A 15,129-nucleotide genomic window follows, 5' to 3' on the forward strand; every position below is an offset into this window, starting at 1 on the left:
CAACAGGTCCGCACACACGGACCACGCGACACGACGGGGAAGTTGATCACATGGCGGAATTCTCACTGCCCACCAACAGCAAGATCAAAAAAGGTGGCAAGGTTCACAAGACCGATGGCGCCAGCGTCAAGGCCTTCAAGGTCTATCGCTACGATCCTGATTCGGGCGAAAATCCCCATTACGATACGTTCGAGATCGATCTCGACGATTGCGGCCCGATGGTGCTCGATGCGCTCATCAAGATGAAGTCCGAACAGGACCCGTCGCTGACGTTCCGCCGCTCGTGCCGCGAAGGGATTTGCGGTTCATGCTCGATGAACATCAACGGTCGCAACGGCCTCGCCTGCACGACCGCGATTGAAGATTGCAAGGGCGATGTCCGCATCACCCCATTGCCGCATATGGATGTCATCAAGGATCTCGTCCCTGATTTCACCCATTTCTACGCGCAATATGCGTCGATCCAGCCTTGGTTGCAGACCGTCACCCCGCCGCCTTCGGGCAAGGAACGTCTCCAGTCGCCGGAAGATCGCAACAAATTGGATGGTCTGTATGAGTGCATTCTGTGCGCCTGCTGCTCGACCTCTTGCCCGAGCTATTGGTGGAACTCCGACAAGTTCCTCGGCCCGGCCATCTTGTTGCAGGCCTATCGCTGGTTGGCGGATAGCCGCGACGAAATGACCGGCGAGCGTCTGGACGAACTGGAAGATCCGTTCCGCCTGTATCGCTGCCACACCATCATGAACTGCGCCAATGTCTGCCCCAAGGGTCTGTCCCCGGCGCGGGCCATTGCCGAAACCAAGAAGATGATGGCCGAACGGGCGATCTGATCTTGACGGAACAAGCCCTCGGCTATCCCACATTCAAATATGCGCCAGACCCGGACATGCCGGGCTGGCACATTTGGGAAGCCGAGGCAGTTCAGGCATTCAACGCCCAATTCGAACCCATCCGCCTGCGCACCGATGAAGATGGCCGCGCCCGCGTGCGGTTCTGGCCCCGCGCCACCCATCAAAATCCATCGGGCAATGTCCATGGCGGCGCGATCATGGCCTTTGTCGATATGGCGCTATTCGCAGGCGCGCATCAATTGGGCATCCGCCCGGTGATGAAAGCCCTCACCATTGATGCGGGCGTCCAATTCATCGACGGCGCAGTCATCGGAGAGCCGGTGGATGCGGTGGTTGAATTGCTGCGGGAAACCGGCCGCATGGCATTCATTCGCGGCCTGATCGAACAACAAGGCCGCCTCATCGCCGCCTTCAACGGCACCTTCCGCAAATATGTGCCGCAAAATTAAGGTGGATATATGAGCGGTATAGCCCAACGCTATCAGATCATGGTCGAGGCAGGCGAACTGCGCCCGGATGTCGATCAGCGCATGGCGATGGAACGGCTGCGCCAGATGGCCGATGCGTTGGAAGCCGCCGACCGCGCAGGTTCTGCGGGCGGCGGGTTGTTCGGCCTATTCAAGCGCAAGAGCGCCGGACCCGTCATTCGCCACCTCTATCTGTGGGGCGGGGTCGGTCGCGGCAAGTCGATGATCATGGACATGTTCTTCGATTGCCTCAACATCAAGGCCAAGCGCCGCGTCCATTTCCACGCCTTCATGCTGGAGGTGCATGACCGCATCCGTCAGGCCCGCACGCTGGATAAGGGCGATCCGATCCCGATCGTCGCCCGCGACCTTGCCCGCGATCTCCGCCTGCTCGCTTTTGATGAAATGCAGGTCAACAACATCGCCGATGCGATGATCCTGTCGCGCTTGTTCACGGCCCTGCTGGAACAAGGGGTGACCGTCGTCACCACCTCCAATCGCCACCCGCGCGATCTGTATAAAAACGGCCTGAACCGCGCCCATTTCCTGCCATTTATCGATCTGTTGGAAGCGCAATTCGACATCATGACCCTGAACGGCCCAGTCGATTATCGGTTGGAACGCCTGACCGGGGTCAAAACATGGCACAGCCCGGCAGATGCCGTCGCCACGGCCTCATTGAGCGAAGCCTTTTTCCGCCTGACCGATTATCCCGTCAACGACAAGGCGCATGTCCCGTCGGAAGACCTTGAAATTCCGGGTGGGCGCATCATCCATGTCCCGAAAAGCTTCAAGGGCGTGGGCGTTTTTTCCTTCAAGCGTCTGTGCGCCGAGGCGCGCGGCGCGGCGGATTATCTGGCGCTTGCCCAGCATTTCCACACGCTGATCATCGTCGCCATCCCGATCATGGGACCGCAAAATCGCAACGAAGCCGCCCGCTTCGTCACCCTGATCGATGCGCTGTATGAACACCGCGTCAAACTCCTCGCCGCTGCCGCCGCCGCCCCGGCGAGCCTCTACCCCACCGGCGATGGGGCGTTCGAATTTGAACGCACCGTATCGCGCCTGATGGAAATGCAATCGGCGGATTATCTCGCCCTTGGCCATGGCGAAGCGGAAGACGAACCGCAACTCGCGACCGAGGCGGAGGCCGGGTAACGGCTTCCACTTCTCATGGCCAAAAAGAAATACACGCTGACTGCCACCCTGCCCGATGGCTATGTCAAAACCATCGGCCCGACCGCGACCGAGTTCACGCATTATTGGCGCATTGTCGCGACGCTGGAGAACGGCAAGACCGAGGTCTTCTGGGGCCACACCAAATCCCTTGCCGAGGCCCGTAAGAAGAAGGTCGCCGCGCAAGAAGGCGCTAAAATTCGTGGCTGGAAGGGCTATGAGATTGATATCGTGGAACTGGAGCGGTCGTAGACGCGGTGTCGGCCCTGTGCCGCCCGCCCCACATTCCCTCCGCCGTCATTCCCGCGTAGGCGGGAATCCAGACAGGGCGGACCAACACGGTTGCGCGCCCTTCGATCCGATGGCGCTTATGGATTCCCGCCTGCGCGGGAATGGCGCATTTTGGGGAAGCACTCGCACCCACTATCGCCGCGCCGTAAAAAACGCCCGCAATTGCGCCGCCGCTTCCATTTCACCCAGCCCGGCATAGACCTCGGGCCGGTGATGGCAGGTCGGTTGGTCGAACCAGCGCGGGCCATGTTCGATCGCGCCGCCCTTGGGATCGCTCGCGGCGTAATACACGCGGTCAATGCGGGCGTGGCTGATCGCGGCGGCGCACATCGCGCAGGGCTCCAGCGTCACCCATAAATCACAGCCCATCAACCGCCCATCGCCCAGTTTCTCGCATGCCGCACGGATCGCGAGGATTTCGGCGTGCGCAGTCGGATCAAGCCCACCATGCATCGCATTGCCGACCGCCGCCACCACCTCGGAACCCCGCATGATCACCGCGCCGACCGGCACTTCGTCTGCTGCCGCCGCTTGGGCTGCAAGGTCGAGGGCGTGGCGCATCGGGGTGGGGACCGGCATTTTCATCGCCCCTCCCTATCGCGTCCATTATTCATCTGCCAGTCAGTTTCATCATCTCATGATTTGCCAATTCAACCGGCTCGGCTATGGTCGCGGCCATGATGGCCAGCTCTGGCTGATCCAGATCATCTCATCGGGAGTATTTCATGCGTACGTCCGTTCTTGCCCTTTGCCTTGCGCCGTTGCTCGTCGCAGGTTGCGCGGCGCAGCCCAAAGCTCTCGCACCTGTCGCAGCGCCAGTCATCGCCAAGCCCGGTCCGGTGCCGGTCAGCCTCTTGGCCGCACAGGTCAATATTCCGAACGAGACGTTCACCCTCGCCAATGGCCTGCGCGTCATCGTGCATGAAGATCGCAAGGCCCCGATTGTCGCGGTGTCGGTCTGGTATCATATCGGTTCGCGCAATGAACCGGCGGGCAAGACCGGTTTTGCCCATTTGTTCGAACATCTGATGTTCAACGGCTCGGAAAATGCGCCGGGCGATTATTTCGAACCCTTGCAAGAGGTCGGCGCGACCGATTTCAACGGCACGACATGGTTCGACCGCACCAATTATTTCCAGAACGTCCCAACGGCGGCGCTGGAACGCGCGCTGTTTCTCGAAAGCGACCGCATGGGGCATTTGCTCGGCGCGGTGACGCAGGCCAAGCTCGATAATCAGCGCGGCGTTGTTCAGAATGAAAAGCGTCAGGGCGATAATCAACCCTTTGGCATGGTCGAATATGCCCAGTTGGAAGCGCTGTTCCCGGCGGGCCATCCTTATCATCACGCAACCATTGGTTCGATGGCGGACCTTGATGCGGCCTCGCTGGAAGATGTGAAAAACTGGTTCCGCGCCCATTATGGCCCGAACAATGCCGTGCTGGTGCTGGCGGGCGATATCGATGCCAAAACCGCCAAGCCCTTGGTCGAAAAATGGTTCGGCGATATTGCGCGCGGGCCGGAACCGGTGGCCGACAGCGTCGATATTCCGACCCTTGCCACGCCTAAAACGGAGGTGCTGAAGGACCGCGTCGCCACCACCCGCATTTATCGCAATTGGGTGGTGCCGGGGGTCGATAGCGCGGATGCAGTGCCGCTCGATATTGCCGCCTCGGTGCTGGGCGGCCTGTCCAGCTCGCGGCTTGATAATGCACTGGTCCGCAAGGAGCAGATCGCGGTCAGTGTCACCGCCAGCCTGCAAGCCTTCGAAAAAGTGAGCCTGTTCGAAGTTACCGCCGATGTGAAGCCGGGCGTCGATCCGGCGCTGGTTGCCAAGCGGCTGGACGAGATCATCGCCGATTTCCGCGCCAATGGCCCGACTGCCGATGAGGTGCAGCGCGTGGCGACTGGCGAACTCGCGAGCAGCATCGTGGGACTGGAACAGGTCGGCGGCTTTAACGGCAAGGCGAATGTGCTGGCCGAGGGGCTGCTGTATAATAACGACGTCAATCATTACCGCGCAGAGCTTGCCCAATATGGCAGCGCAACGCCCGCGCAGGTGACGGCGGTGATGCAGAAATGGCTGTCGCGCCCGGTCTATAATCTGACGGTCGAACCGGGGCAGCGCGGTGCCTATGAAGAGGCCAAAACCTCGAACGCCAAGATCGCCCCGCGCCAATATTGGTCGGGCGAAGGCGCGGCCCCCGATAATGTCGCGCCCATCGCCAAGGCCGACCGCAGCAAATTGCCGCAGGTCACCCCCGTGGCCGATCTCGATTTCCCGACCGTCGAACGCGCCACATTGTCGAATGGCGTGACGATCCGTTATGTCCAGCGCCAATCGACCCCGACGACAAGGCTCTCGCTCAGTTTCGATGCGGGCTATGCCGCCGATAATCGCGACAAGCTCGGCACCCAGGCGCTGATGCTGTCCTTGTTGGATGAAGGCACGACCAGCCGCAATTCGATCCAGATTGCCGAGGAGCAGGAACGGCTCGGCGCATCGATCAGCGCGGGCGCGAGCATGGACCGCACCAGCCTCTCGCTCTTTGCGTTGACGCCCAATCTCGACCTGTCGCTCGATCTGTTCGAGGACATCGTCAAGCATCCGGCCTTTGCCCCGGATGAGGTCGAACGCCTGCGCGCCCAGCAATTGGCGGGCATCGCGGCGGAAGCCAAGGAACCGAACGCCATCGCCAGCCGCGCCTTGCCGCCGCTTTTATATGGCAAGGACAATCCCTATGGCATTCCATTCTCCGGCAGCGGGACCGAAGCGAGCGTCAAATCCGTCACCCGCGACGATCTGATCGCCTTTCACCAATCATGGCTGCGACCGGAAAAGCTGTCGATCTTCGTCGTGAGCGATCTGCCCTTGGCCGAATTGCAACCAAAATTGGAGGCGCGTTTCGGCGCATGGCAGGGGACAGGTGTTGCCGCCCCGGCCAAGCCGATCAACGCGACCGTCGCGGCCCCGAAAACATCGCGGATTATCCTCATCAACCGCCCGGATTCGCCTCAATCGGTGATCTTGGCCGGGCAGGTACTGCCGTTGAACGGCACGGATGAACTATTGCCGCTCCAGACCGGGATCGAGGTGTTGAGCAACAATTTCCTGTCCCGCCTCAACATGGACCTGCGCGAAACCAAGGGCTGGTCCTATGGCGTGCGCGGCGGCGTGACCCAGTTTGAAGGGCAAGTGCCGTACATCATCACCGCCCCGGTGCAGGCCGACAAGACCGGCCCGGCCATTGCCGAAATCCTGTCGCAGGTGATGGCATTCCGCACGACCAAGGGCATCACTGCGGATGAATTCCGCCGCCGCATCTCGGACAATATCCTGAAACTGCCGGGCAGCTTTGAAACGGCGGGCGCGGTGCTGACGGCGATGCAGCGCAACGCCCTGTTCCAGCGTCCAGACGATTTTTACGACGGTCTCGCCAGCCGCTATCGCGGCATGACCGCAGGCGAACTCGACAAGGCTGTCCGCGCCGTGATCGATCCTGCCCGCTTTACTTGGGTGATCGTCGGCGATGCGGCCAAGGTCGGCCCGCAATTGCGCACACTTAAAATCCCGGTCGAAAATGTGGAGGCACCAGAATGAGCAGCATCATATTGGCAGGCGATTGGGACTGCGTGACCGAAACGCCGATGGGCGAACAGAAATCGGTAATGCATTTCGATGTCGATGGCGACCGCTTTACCGGCATCAATAGCGCCGAAATGGGTTCGCTCGACATTGAGGCAGGACGGATCGATGGCGATGAAATTCATTGGGAAATGCGCCTGACCAAGCCAATGAAGATGCTGCTGATCTGCACCGCGCAAATCGATGAGGACCGGTTGGAGGGCTATGCCAAGGCAGGCGGCTTTGGCCAGTTCACGATTTCGGCCAAGCGGCGCTGACAGGGCTGTTCAAGACGATGGCGCTCATCCGTTCGCTCCTGTTCATGCTGATCTGCTATCCCGGCTCGCTGCTCATCGTGCTGTCGGGCTTTCCGGCGGCCCCTTTTGGCGCACGCGCGGTGCGCGGGGTGGTGATCGTCTGGGCGCATTGGCACCGCTTTTGCGCCCGTTTTCTGCTCGGCATTCGCAGCCGCCTGTCCGCGCCTGTGCCTGCGGGCCAATATCTCATCGCCTGCAAGCATCAATCCATGTTTGAAACCATCGAGGCATTGATCATCTTCGATCATCCCGTGGTGGTGATGAAGCGCGAATTGTCGGAAATGCCGCTTTGGGGCTGGGTCGCGCGGCAATATGGCGTGATCGGGGTGGACCGCGAAGGATCTGCCAGCGCACTACGCGCCTTGATGCAGGACGCGAAAGAGGCCGTGAAAACGGGCCGCTCCATCGTCATTTTCCCGGAAGGCACCCGCGTCGCCCCCGGCGAACAACCAGCGGTGCGCGCAGGCTTTGCCGCCTTGTACAAGATGCTCGGCCTGCCGGTGCTGCCGGTGGCGCTCAATGCCGGAAAAATATGGCCGCGCGGATTGATCAAACAATCGGGCGTGGTGGATTGGGACTTGCGTCCGATCTTGCCGCCGAAACAGGACCGCGCAGAGATCGAGGCCGCAGTGCATCAGGCGATCAACGCGTTGGAAGCCTAAAGCTCTTGTTCACCTGATTGATATAGCCATATGATCATGATGATGAACAAGCCGCCCTCTCGTTATCAGGTGCTCGAACAACATGGTCGGCTGATCGTGCTGGTCGATGGCCAGCCGGTCAATGGCTTTGCGGCACAGGCAGAAAGCGGCAAGGCGAACCTGCAAGGCGGTGCAATGGCCAAGCCCGATGGACTGGTGGCCGAACCCGTATCGACGACCAACGCCTCGCCCAGTAACCGCCCACCAGAATCGGCAGGCGTTGCCCCGCGTGATAATAGCTGGCTCCATCAATTGGGCGCTTATGGCCTGTCGGCCTTATACAAGAACCGCGACGATCAAGGTCGCCTCCTGATCCGGCGCACCCGCAACAGCCGCCCGCTACAAGCCGCCCTATCGCGTGAGGAAGAGGCGAAGTTCGCAGGTCTAATGGGCCTCTGGCTGGTAGCCCTCTTCGTGCTGGTCGCGACTTTGCCGGTGAAACCGATGTTGAACGCCGGTCTGCTCTTTATCCTGTTCAAATTCGGCTGGCCGCTGCTGCTCAATCGCATCCCGGCTGATCGATGGGAAATAGTCGCTTAGGCCCCATCGCGCGGGCCACGCACCCCTGCCCGCCCGCGCTTGGCCAGTTCGGCCTTCAAGACCTCCGGCCTTGGCGCATAGATAAAGCCAAAGCTGACATTGCCCTCGCGCGTTTCGACCACATGATGCAGCCGATGCGCCTGCACGATCCGCTTCATATAGGCCGAACGCGGGACATAATGATGGCCGATCCGTTGATGGACGATCACATCATGGAACCCGAAATAGATCGCGCCATAGGCCGCAATCCCGCCACCGACCCACGCAAATGCCGCCCCATGGCCAAGGCCGATGCCATAATAGAACAGCCCGATCGACGGCAGCGCGAAAATCACCGCATAGAGATCGTTCAGTTCGAATCTGCCCGTGCGCGGGCGGTGATGGCTCTTGTGCAGAAACCAGCCCGGCCCGTGCATGATCCAGCGATGGGCGGCATAGGCAAAGCCCTCCATGCCGATCACGGTCATCAGGAATAATAAAGGGCCGGGGATGGAATGCATGGCCCATGCCTTAAACCCGCCGCTTGCGCCGGTCAGCAATTTTCTGCATCCATGCCCTTATGTTTCGACACAAACGCCTCCTTATCGTCCCCGCTTTGTTGTTGCTGTCCGCATGCGGCCTGCCCGAACAAAAGGTCCGCACCGGATTAATCAATGCAGGGCTACGCCCCCCGATGGCGGGCTGCATGGCCAAGCGCATGGTCGAGCGCTTGTCGATCTCGCAGTTGCAACGACTGGGCGCGCTTGGCAATTTGAAGGACAAAGACTGGCGCGAACTGCCGATGGATCAATTTCTGCACAATGTCCGTGCGTTAAAGGACCCGGAAATTCTGTCGGTGACGAGCGCGTCGGCATTGCTATGCGCGGTGAACGGCTAAGACTCGCCCGACCATAAGGGCAGACATGTTCGATCCTATCACTTTTACGATGCTGCAAACGCGAACTTAGCGGAAATGCGGGCTGGATTCTTTCGCCAAGCTATGCTTTAGCCCCAAGCGATCCAGATCGCATTGCAGCCGAAAGGGGCACGAACGACATGAATATTCACGAATATCAGGCCAAGGAATTGCTGGCTAAATTCGGCATCGCCATCCCAAAGGGCGTTGCCGCGCTGACCGTTGAAGAAGCCGTCAAGGCGACCGAGTCGCTGCCGGGGCCGTTATATGTCGTAAAGTCCCAGATCCATGCTGGTGGCCGCGGCAAGGGCAAGTTCAAGGAACTGCCGGCTGATGCCAAGGGCGGTGTCCGTCTCGCCAAGTCGGTGGACGAAGTCCGCGACCACGCAACCGAAATGCTCGGCAACACGCTCGTCACCATCCAGACCGGCGACGCTGGCAAGCAGGTCAACCGCCTCTATGTCACCGATGGCGTTGATATTGCCAAGGAATATTACCTCTCGATGCTCGTCGATCGCAAGACCGGCCGCATTGCGATGATCGTGTCGACCGAAGGCGGCATGGACATTGAAGAAGTCGCGCACTCGACCCCGGAAAAGATCACGACCATCGTGATCGACCCGGCACAGGGCTTCATGCCGCATCATGGCCGCGCGGTTGCGTTCGCGCTGAAGCTGTCGGGCGACCTCAACAAGCAGGCTGCAAAGCTTGCCGCCAGCCTGTATGAAGCGTTCGTCTCGCTCGATTGCGCGATGCTCGAAATCAATCCGCTGGTCGAAAGCAAGGACGGCCAGCTGCTCGTGCTCGACACCAAGATGAGCTTCGACTCGAACGCCCTGTTCCGTCACCCGGAAGTGATGGCGCTGCGCGACGAAACCGAAGAAGATGCGGCAGAAGTCGAAGCTTCGAAATATGACCTCGCCTACATCAAGCTCGATGGCAACATCGGCTGCATGGTGAACGGTGCCGGTCTGGCGATGGCCACGATGGACATCATCAAGCTGAACGGCGCGTTCCCGGCGAACTTCCTCGATGTGGGCGGTGGCGCCACCACCGAAAAGGTCACGGCTGCGTTCAAGATCATCTTGTCCGATCCTGCCGTGAAGGGCATTCTCGTCAACATCTTCGGCGGCATCATGAAGTGCGACATCATCGCTGCCGGTATCGTTGCCGCCGCGAAGGAAGTGAACCTCTCGGTGCCGCTGGTCGTCCGCCTCGAAGGCACCAACGTCCAGCTTGGCAAGGACATCCTCGCCAATTCCGGCCTGCCGATTGTCCCGGCCAACGATCTGGGCGATGCCGCTCAAAAGATCGTAGCACAAGTGAACAACGCCGCCTGATACGACGGAAGGGCCTTGATCGGCCCTTCCAGTTCGTTATCGGCGTTTTGGCAACCAGACTTACTTTAAACTAGGGCAGCGTTCTTAATGGCGCGCCGTCCAGGAAAGGAAAGCGACATGAAAATCCTCGTCCCCGTCAAGCGGGTGATCGATTATAATGTGAAGCCGCGGGTGAAAGCCGATGGCACGGGCGTCGATCTGGCGAACGTGAAAATGTCGATGAACCCATTCGATGAAATCGCGGTCGAAGAAGCCATTCGCCTGCGTGAAAAGGGCGTTGCCACGGAAATCATCGCGATTTCTGTCGGCCCGGAAAAGGCGCAGGAAACCCTGCGTACCGCGCTCGCCATGGGTGCGGACCGCGCGATCCTGATCGTCGCCGAAGATGTGGAGCCGCTCGGCGTTGCCAAGCTCCTCGCCAAGGTTGTCGAAGAAGAACAGCCCGGCCTCGTGATCCTCGGCAAGCAGGCAATCGATGACGACAGCAACCAGACCGGCCAGATGCTGGCCGCGCTGACGGGCCGTCCGCAGGGCACTTTCGCTTCCAAGGTCGAAGTCGCTGGCGACACCGTCAACGTGACCCGCGAAGTCGATGGCGGTCTTGAAACCGTGGCCCTTAAGACCCCGGCGATCATCACCACCGACCTTCGTTTGAACGAGCCGCGCTATGCGTCGTTGCCGAACATCATGAAGGCCAAGTCCAAGCCGCTGGCGACCAAGACCCCTGCCGATTACGGCGTGGATGTTGCGCCGCGTCTCAAGACGCTGACCGTCACAGAGCCGCCGGTGCGTAGCGCTGGCATCAAGGTTGCCGATGTCGATGCATTGGTCGCCAAGCTTAAAGAAATGGGAGTCGCACAATGAAGACCCTCGTTTATGTCGAACATGACAACGCATCGCTGAAGGATGCGACCCTCGCCGTCGTCACCGCTGCCTCGCAGCTCGGTGAAGTCCATCTGCTCGTCGCCGGTCAAGGCTGCGGCGCAGTGGCCGAACAGGCGTCGAAGATCGCTGGCGTTGCCAAGGTCCATGTGGCCGATGATGCGGCTTATGCCAATCAGCTGGCCGAAAATGTCGCGACGCTCGTCGTCGACCTGATGGGCCATCATGATGCGTTCCTTGCGCCGGCAACCGCCCATGGCAAGAACATCGCGCCGCGCGTCGCCGCGTTGCTCGATGTCATGCAGATCTCGGACATTCTGTCGGTCGAAAGCGCCGACACCTTCACCCGTCCGATCTATGCGGGCAACGCGATTGCGACTGTCCAGTCTGCGGATGCCAAGAAGGTCATCACCGTGCGCGGCACCGCTTTTGCCAAGGCAGAAGCCACCGGCGGTTCGGCGGCGATCGAAGCCATCGGCAGCAAGGGCGATGCAGGCACATCGTCGTTCGTTGGTGCTGAAATCGCCAAGCTCGAACGTCCGGAACTGACCTCGGCCAAGGTGATCGTCTCCGGCGGTCGCGCGCTGAAGGATGCAGAAACCTTCCAGCAGGTGATCTTCCCGTTAGCGGACAAGCTTGGCGCAGCTGTCGGCGCATCGCGCGCTGCGGTCGATGCGGGCTATGTCCCGAACGATTATCAGGTCGGCCAGACCGGCAAGATCGTCGCCCCGGAAGTCTATGTCGCCATCGGCATCTCCGGTGCGATCCAGCATCTCGCCGGGATGAAAGACTCCAAGACGATCATCGCGATCAACAAGGACGAAGACGCCCCGATCTTCCAGGTCGCGGATCTCGGCCTGGTCGGCGATCTGTTCAAGATCGTACCGGAACTCGTCGGCAAGCTCTGAATTGTCAGATCAGTCTGAATAAGGCAAAGGGCGGTCAGCAATGGCCGCCCTTTCTTTTTAAACTAATATCGACGGATAAAGCCCCGCATGTCGACGCATCATATCCTGACACTTTCCTGCGATGATCGCCCCGGCCTTGTCGCCGCCGTGGCGGGTTGCCTTGCCGATCATCAGGGCAACATTCTCGATTCCCAGCAGTTCAACGATGTGATGAGCGGGCGCTTCTTCATGCGGGTCGTGTTCGCCTTGCCGCCCGGCCAGATCATCGATGCGCTACGCCACCAATTGGGCGTGATCGGCCAGCAGCTCGGCCTCGACTGGAATCTGCGGCCCAAGGACAAGACGCGCAAGACATTGCTGCTCGTGTCCAAATTCGATCATTGCCTTGCCGATCTCTTGTACCGCCACCGTATCGGCGAACTACCGATGGATGTGGCGGGCATTGTCTCCAACCATCCGCAAAGCGCGCTCAACCTGACGCTCGCCGATCATATCCCGTTTCATCATCTGCCGATCAGCAAGGACAACAAGGCCGAACAAGAGACCATGATCCGCCGCATCATCGATGACAGCGGCACGGAATTGGTGGTGCTGGCGCGCTATATGCAGATCCTCTCCGACGAATTCGTGCGCGACCTGCGCGGGCGCTGCATCAATATTCATCACAGCTTCTTGCCGGGCTTCAAGGGGGCCAAGCCCTACCATCAAGCCTTCGAACGCGGGGTAAAGATGATCGGCGCGACCGCCCATTATGTCACCGCCGATCTGGATGAAGGCCCGATCATCCATCAGGATGTCGAAGCGATCAGCCATGCCGACAGCCCGGACGATCTCGTCCGCAAGGGCCGCGACATCGAACGCCGCGTGCTGTCCACCGCCGTGCTCCATCATCTCGAAGACCGGGTATTGCTGAACGGCAATCGCACGGTCGTATTCAAGGACTGATCTTCCCCTTGCCCTGCCCCCCCTTCACCCTCTAACCCGTATAACATGATTGCAAGGCTCAAGGGCGTACTCGCCGAAACAGGGACGGACCATGGGGTGATCGACGTGCAAGGCGTCGGCTATCTCGTGCTGCTGTCGGGACGCACGCTCAGCGCGATTGGCGAGATCGGCAATGATGTGCTGCTCCTCACCGATATGCAGGTGCGCGAGGATGCGATCACCCTGTTCGGCTTTGGCTCGGCGGCGGAGCGCGACTGGTTCCGCCTGCTCACCAGCGTGCAAGGCGTTGGCGGCAAGGTCGCGTTGAACATCCTGACCGCGCTCGCCCCGGATGAACTGGTCCGGGCCATCGGCGCACAGGATAAGGCGATGGTCGCCCGCGCCAATGGCGTTGGCCCGAAACTCGCGGAACGCATCGTGCGCGAATTGAAGGACAAGGTCGGGTCGCTCGCTTTGCTTGGCCCCGGCGCATTGGGGAGCACCCCCGTGCCAAAGGGCAGCCATGCGGCAGATGCCGTCTCGGCGCTCGCCAATCTCGGGTTCAAGCCAAATGAGGCTGCCAATGCGGTACAGGCCGCACAGGATGAACTCGGCGATAGCGCCAGCCTTGATGCGCTGGTGCGCCTCGCGCTGAAAAAGGCCTCACGATGACCGACGACCGCCTCCTCACCGCCAATCGCCGCCCGGAAGATGTGGACGCGGCGCTGCGCCCGAAATCCCTCGATGAGTTCGTCGGGCAAAAGGCTGCGCGCGAAAATCTGCGCGTGTTTATCGAGGCCGCACGCGGCCGTGGCGATGCGCTCGATCATGTGCTGTTCTTTGGCCCGCCCGGCCTTGGCAAGACGACGCTGGCGCAGATCATCGCCCGCGAAATGGGCGTGGGCTTTCGTGCCACCTCCGGGCCGGTCATCGCGAAATCCGGGGATCTCGCCGCGCTGCTGACCAATCTCGAAGATGGCGATGTGCTGTTCATCGATGAAATTCACCGGCTCAATCCGGCGGTGGAGGAAGTGCTCTACCCGGCGATGGAAGACCGCGCGCTCGATCTGATGATCGGCGAAGGGCCGTCCGCCCGTTCGGTGCGGATCGACCTCCCGAAATTCACTTTGGTCGGCGCGACCACGCGCCAAGGCCTGCTCACCACACCGTTGCGCGACCGTTTCGGCATTCCGGTGCGGCTGCAATTCTACACCGTCGATGAACTGGAACAGGTCGTGCGCCGCGCTGCCGGGTTGCTCGACCTTGGCATCGCCGATGATGGCGCGCGCGAAGTGGCGCGGCGCGCGCGTGGCACCCCGCGCATCGCCGGGCGGTTGCTGCGTCGTGTGCGCGATTTCGCCAATGTCGCGGGTGAAACGGTGGTCACCGCGCAAATCGCCGATGCCTCGCTCAATCGGCTGGAGGTCGATGCGCTTGGCCTTGATGCGATGGACCGGCGCTATTTGATGATGATCGCCGATATTTATCGCGGCGGGCCGGTCGGCGTGGAAACGCTGGCGGCGGGCCTGTCCGAACCGCGCGACACGGTGGAAGAAGTGATCGAGCCTTATCTGATCCAGCTCGGCCTGATCGCCCGCACCGCCCGCGGGCGGATGCTGAACGCGCGCGGGTGGAAACATCTCGGCCTCAATCCACCGAGCGACATCAATGTGCAAGACAGCCTGTTCGATGAGTGAACCGACCCTGCCCAGCCCGGCATCGGGCGTGTTTATCGGCCCAGTCCATCATTTCCCGGTGCGCGTCTATTATGAAGACACGGACGTTTCGGGCATCGTCTATCACGCCAATTATCTGCGTTTCATGGAGCGCGGGCGTTCCGACATGCTGCGCGTGATCGGCATCGATCAACGCGCGGCCATCGAGACTGGCCAAGGCGTCTATACGGTCGCGGACATTGCGCTGCGCTATCTCCGCCCGGCGCGACTGGATGACGATCTGATCGTCAAATCATCGGTGACGCAGTTGAAAAATGCGAGCTGCAAGATTCATCAGGCAATCTGGCGCGGTGACGAACAGCTCACCCGCGCCGAGGTGACGGCGGCATTTATCACCCTTGATGGCCGCCCCCAACGCCAGCCGCCTGCATGGATGGCCGCTTTTCAACGCGTGCTGGCGGAGTAAAGCGACAAGCATACACTGCGTAAAATCCACCAACGGCGCAAAGCGCCGCAAGGCCGAACGGTCGCCGCACCT

The 15,129-nt window shown here is 60.7% G+C and carries 18 protein-coding genes; 16 read left to right on the forward strand and 2 right to left on the reverse strand.

The genetic code is table 11. The features are described 5' to 3' along the window. The first annotated feature begins 50 nt into the window (after positions 1-50). The 4 genes from K6117_RS07555 to K6117_RS07570 are packed head-to-tail and all read left to right on the forward strand — an operon-like array spanning position 51 to position 2,746. Complete coding sequence (locus K6117_RS07555; RefSeq protein WP_221793516.1) at positions 51-830, forward strand: succinate dehydrogenase iron-sulfur subunit; 780 nt, start codon at positions 51-53, stop codon at positions 828-830. Positions 831-832: 2 nt separating this feature from the next. After that, positions 833-1,300 (forward strand): PaaI family thioesterase, encoded by a 468-nt coding sequence (locus K6117_RS07560; RefSeq protein ID WP_246604933.1) that lies wholly within the window; start codon positions 833-835, stop codon positions 1,298-1,300. A 9-nt stretch (positions 1,301-1,309) separates the two neighbouring features. Next, complete coding sequence (gene zapE / locus K6117_RS07565; protein WP_221793518.1) at positions 1,310-2,476, forward strand: cell division protein ZapE; 1,167 nt, start codon at positions 1,310-1,312, stop codon at positions 2,474-2,476. 15 nt (positions 2,477-2,491) lie between these two features. Continuing rightward, complete coding sequence (locus K6117_RS07570; RefSeq protein ID WP_221793521.1) at positions 2,492-2,746, forward strand: hypothetical protein; 255 nt, start codon at positions 2,492-2,494, stop codon at positions 2,744-2,746. Between the two features lie 171 nt (positions 2,747-2,917). Here K6117_RS07570 and K6117_RS07575 read toward each other — a convergent pair whose 3' ends face one another. Next, the gene (locus K6117_RS07575; protein WP_246604934.1) at positions 2,918-3,370 is read right to left on the reverse strand and encodes a nucleoside deaminase; all 453 of its coding nucleotides are present in this window, start codon (positions 3,368-3,370) and stop codon (positions 2,918-2,920) included. A gap of 140 nt (positions 3,371-3,510) precedes the next feature. On the opposite strand from K6117_RS07575, the gene K6117_RS07580 reads away from it, so the two are divergent. From K6117_RS07580 to K6117_RS07595, 4 genes are read left to right on the forward strand one after another with little or no spacing between them, the layout of a single operon-like run. Then, on the forward strand, positions 3,511-6,384 hold the full coding sequence (locus K6117_RS07580; RefSeq protein WP_221793523.1) for a M16 family metallopeptidase: 2,874 nt from the start codon (positions 3,511-3,513) through the stop codon (positions 6,382-6,384). Further along, positions 6,381-6,686 carry a hypothetical protein gene (locus K6117_RS07585; RefSeq protein ID WP_221793525.1) on the forward strand — a complete coding sequence of 102 codons (306 nt, stop codon included), beginning with the start codon at positions 6,381-6,383 and terminating at the stop codon, positions 6,684-6,686. Before K6117_RS07580 ends, K6117_RS07585 begins: the two co-directional genes overlap by 4 nt. Positions 6,687-6,703: 17 nt before the next feature. Beyond that, positions 6,704-7,387 (forward strand): lysophospholipid acyltransferase family protein, encoded by a 684-nt coding sequence (locus tag K6117_RS07590; RefSeq protein ID WP_221793527.1) that lies wholly within the window; start codon positions 6,704-6,706, stop codon positions 7,385-7,387. 36 nt (positions 7,388-7,423) lie between these two features. Then, positions 7,424-7,966 carry a hypothetical protein gene (locus tag K6117_RS07595; protein WP_221793529.1) on the forward strand — a complete coding sequence of 181 codons (543 nt, stop codon included), beginning with the start codon at positions 7,424-7,426 and terminating at the stop codon, positions 7,964-7,966. Here K6117_RS07595 and K6117_RS07600 read toward each other — a convergent pair. Then, a complete protein-coding gene (locus tag K6117_RS07600) occupies positions 7,963-8,466 on the reverse strand; it encodes a sterol desaturase family protein (protein ID WP_221793532.1) in 504 nt (167 codons plus the stop codon). The genes K6117_RS07595 and K6117_RS07600 overlap by 4 nt on opposite strands. Positions 8,467-8,525: 59 nt before the next feature. Here K6117_RS07600 and K6117_RS07605 point away from each other — a divergent pair, with 59 nt between their 5' ends. From K6117_RS07605 to ybgC, 8 genes are all read left to right on the forward strand, one after another. Further along, positions 8,526-8,843: a hypothetical protein gene (locus K6117_RS07605; RefSeq protein ID WP_221793533.1), complete on the forward strand. Its 318-nt coding sequence runs from the start codon at positions 8,526-8,528 to the stop codon at positions 8,841-8,843. Positions 8,844-9,001: 158 nt separating this feature from the next. Continuing rightward, entirely contained in the window at positions 9,002-10,201 is a 1,200-nt protein-coding gene (sucC, locus tag K6117_RS07610) for an ADP-forming succinate--CoA ligase subunit beta (RefSeq protein ID WP_221793536.1), read from the forward strand. A gap of 117 nt (positions 10,202-10,318) precedes the next feature. Then, complete coding sequence (locus K6117_RS07615) at positions 10,319-11,065, forward strand: electron transfer flavoprotein subunit beta/FixA family protein (RefSeq protein WP_221793539.1); 747 nt, start codon at positions 10,319-10,321, stop codon at positions 11,063-11,065. Beyond that, on the forward strand, positions 11,062-11,991 hold the full coding sequence (locus K6117_RS07620; protein WP_221793540.1) for an electron transfer flavoprotein subunit alpha/FixB family protein: 930 nt from the start codon (positions 11,062-11,064) through the stop codon (positions 11,989-11,991). The genes K6117_RS07615 and K6117_RS07620 overlap by 4 nt, the downstream gene beginning before the upstream one ends. Positions 11,992-12,078: 87 nt before the next feature. Further along, positions 12,079-12,936, forward strand: a complete 858-nt coding sequence (gene purU / locus K6117_RS07625) for a formyltetrahydrofolate deformylase (protein ID WP_221793542.1) — start codon at positions 12,079-12,081, stop codon at positions 12,934-12,936. A gap of 45 nt (positions 12,937-12,981) precedes the next feature. After that, positions 12,982-13,587 carry a Holliday junction branch migration protein RuvA gene (ruvA, locus tag K6117_RS07630; RefSeq protein ID WP_221793544.1) on the forward strand — a complete coding sequence of 202 codons (606 nt, stop codon included), beginning with the start codon at positions 12,982-12,984 and terminating at the stop codon, positions 13,585-13,587. Then, a complete protein-coding gene (gene ruvB / locus K6117_RS07635; protein WP_221793546.1) occupies positions 13,584-14,612 on the forward strand; it encodes a Holliday junction branch migration DNA helicase RuvB in 1,029 nt (342 codons plus the stop codon). The genes ruvA and ruvB overlap by 4 nt, the downstream gene beginning before the upstream one ends. Then, positions 14,605-15,057 (forward strand): tol-pal system-associated acyl-CoA thioesterase, encoded by a 453-nt coding sequence (gene ybgC, locus K6117_RS07640; RefSeq protein WP_221793548.1) that lies wholly within the window; start codon positions 14,605-14,607, stop codon positions 15,055-15,057. Before ruvB ends, ybgC begins: the two co-directional genes overlap by 8 nt. The last annotated feature ends 72 nt before the right edge of the window (positions 15,058-15,129 follow it).

The sequence above is a fragment of the Alteraquisediminimonas sediminicola genome (genome assembly GCF_019740335.1).
GTDB lineage: Bacteria > Pseudomonadota > Alphaproteobacteria > Sphingomonadales > Sphingomonadaceae > Alteraquisediminimonas > Alteraquisediminimonas sediminicola.

Excerpts from the sequence above, each read along its gene's own strand:
- zapE (WP_221793518.1), top strand. The coding sequence starts at position 1,310 with ATGAGCGGTATAGCCCAACGCTATCAGATCATGGTCGAGGCAGGCGAA.
- K6117_RS07585 (WP_221793525.1), top strand. The coding sequence starts at position 6,381 with ATGAGCAGCATCATATTGGCAGGCGATTGGGACTGCGTGACCGAAACG.
- purU (WP_221793542.1), top strand. The coding sequence starts at position 12,079 with ATGTCGACGCATCATATCCTGACACTTTCCTGCGATGATCGCCCCGGC.
- K6117_RS07580 (WP_221793523.1), top strand. The coding sequence starts at position 3,511 with ATGCGTACGTCCGTTCTTGCCCTTTGCCTTGCGCCGTTGCTCGTCGCA.
- K6117_RS07575 (WP_246604934.1), bottom strand. The coding sequence starts at position 3,370 with ATGAAAATGCCGGTCCCCACCCCGATGCGCCACGCCCTCGACCTTGCA.
- K6117_RS07590 (WP_221793527.1), top strand. The coding sequence starts at position 6,704 with ATGGCGCTCATCCGTTCGCTCCTGTTCATGCTGATCTGCTATCCCGGC.
- K6117_RS07605 (WP_221793533.1), top strand. The coding sequence starts at position 8,526 with ATGTTTCGACACAAACGCCTCCTTATCGTCCCCGCTTTGTTGTTGCTG.
- K6117_RS07570 (WP_221793521.1), top strand. The coding sequence starts at position 2,492 with ATGGCCAAAAAGAAATACACGCTGACTGCCACCCTGCCCGATGGCTAT.
- sucC (WP_221793536.1), top strand. The coding sequence starts at position 9,002 with ATGAATATTCACGAATATCAGGCCAAGGAATTGCTGGCTAAATTCGGC.
- K6117_RS07555 (WP_221793516.1), top strand. The coding sequence starts at position 51 with ATGGCGGAATTCTCACTGCCCACCAACAGCAAGATCAAAAAAGGTGGC.
- K6117_RS07595 (WP_221793529.1), top strand. The coding sequence starts at position 7,424 with ATGATGATGAACAAGCCGCCCTCTCGTTATCAGGTGCTCGAACAACAT.
- ruvB (WP_221793546.1), top strand. The coding sequence starts at position 13,584 with ATGACCGACGACCGCCTCCTCACCGCCAATCGCCGCCCGGAAGATGTG.
- ruvA (WP_221793544.1), top strand. The coding sequence starts at position 12,982 with ATGATTGCAAGGCTCAAGGGCGTACTCGCCGAAACAGGGACGGACCAT.
- ybgC (WP_221793548.1), top strand. The coding sequence starts at position 14,605 with ATGAGTGAACCGACCCTGCCCAGCCCGGCATCGGGCGTGTTTATCGGC.
- K6117_RS07615 (WP_221793539.1), top strand. The coding sequence starts at position 10,319 with ATGAAAATCCTCGTCCCCGTCAAGCGGGTGATCGATTATAATGTGAAG.
- K6117_RS07620 (WP_221793540.1), top strand. The coding sequence starts at position 11,062 with ATGAAGACCCTCGTTTATGTCGAACATGACAACGCATCGCTGAAGGAT.
- K6117_RS07600 (WP_221793532.1), bottom strand. The coding sequence starts at position 8,466 with ATGCATTCCATCCCCGGCCCTTTATTATTCCTGATGACCGTGATCGGC.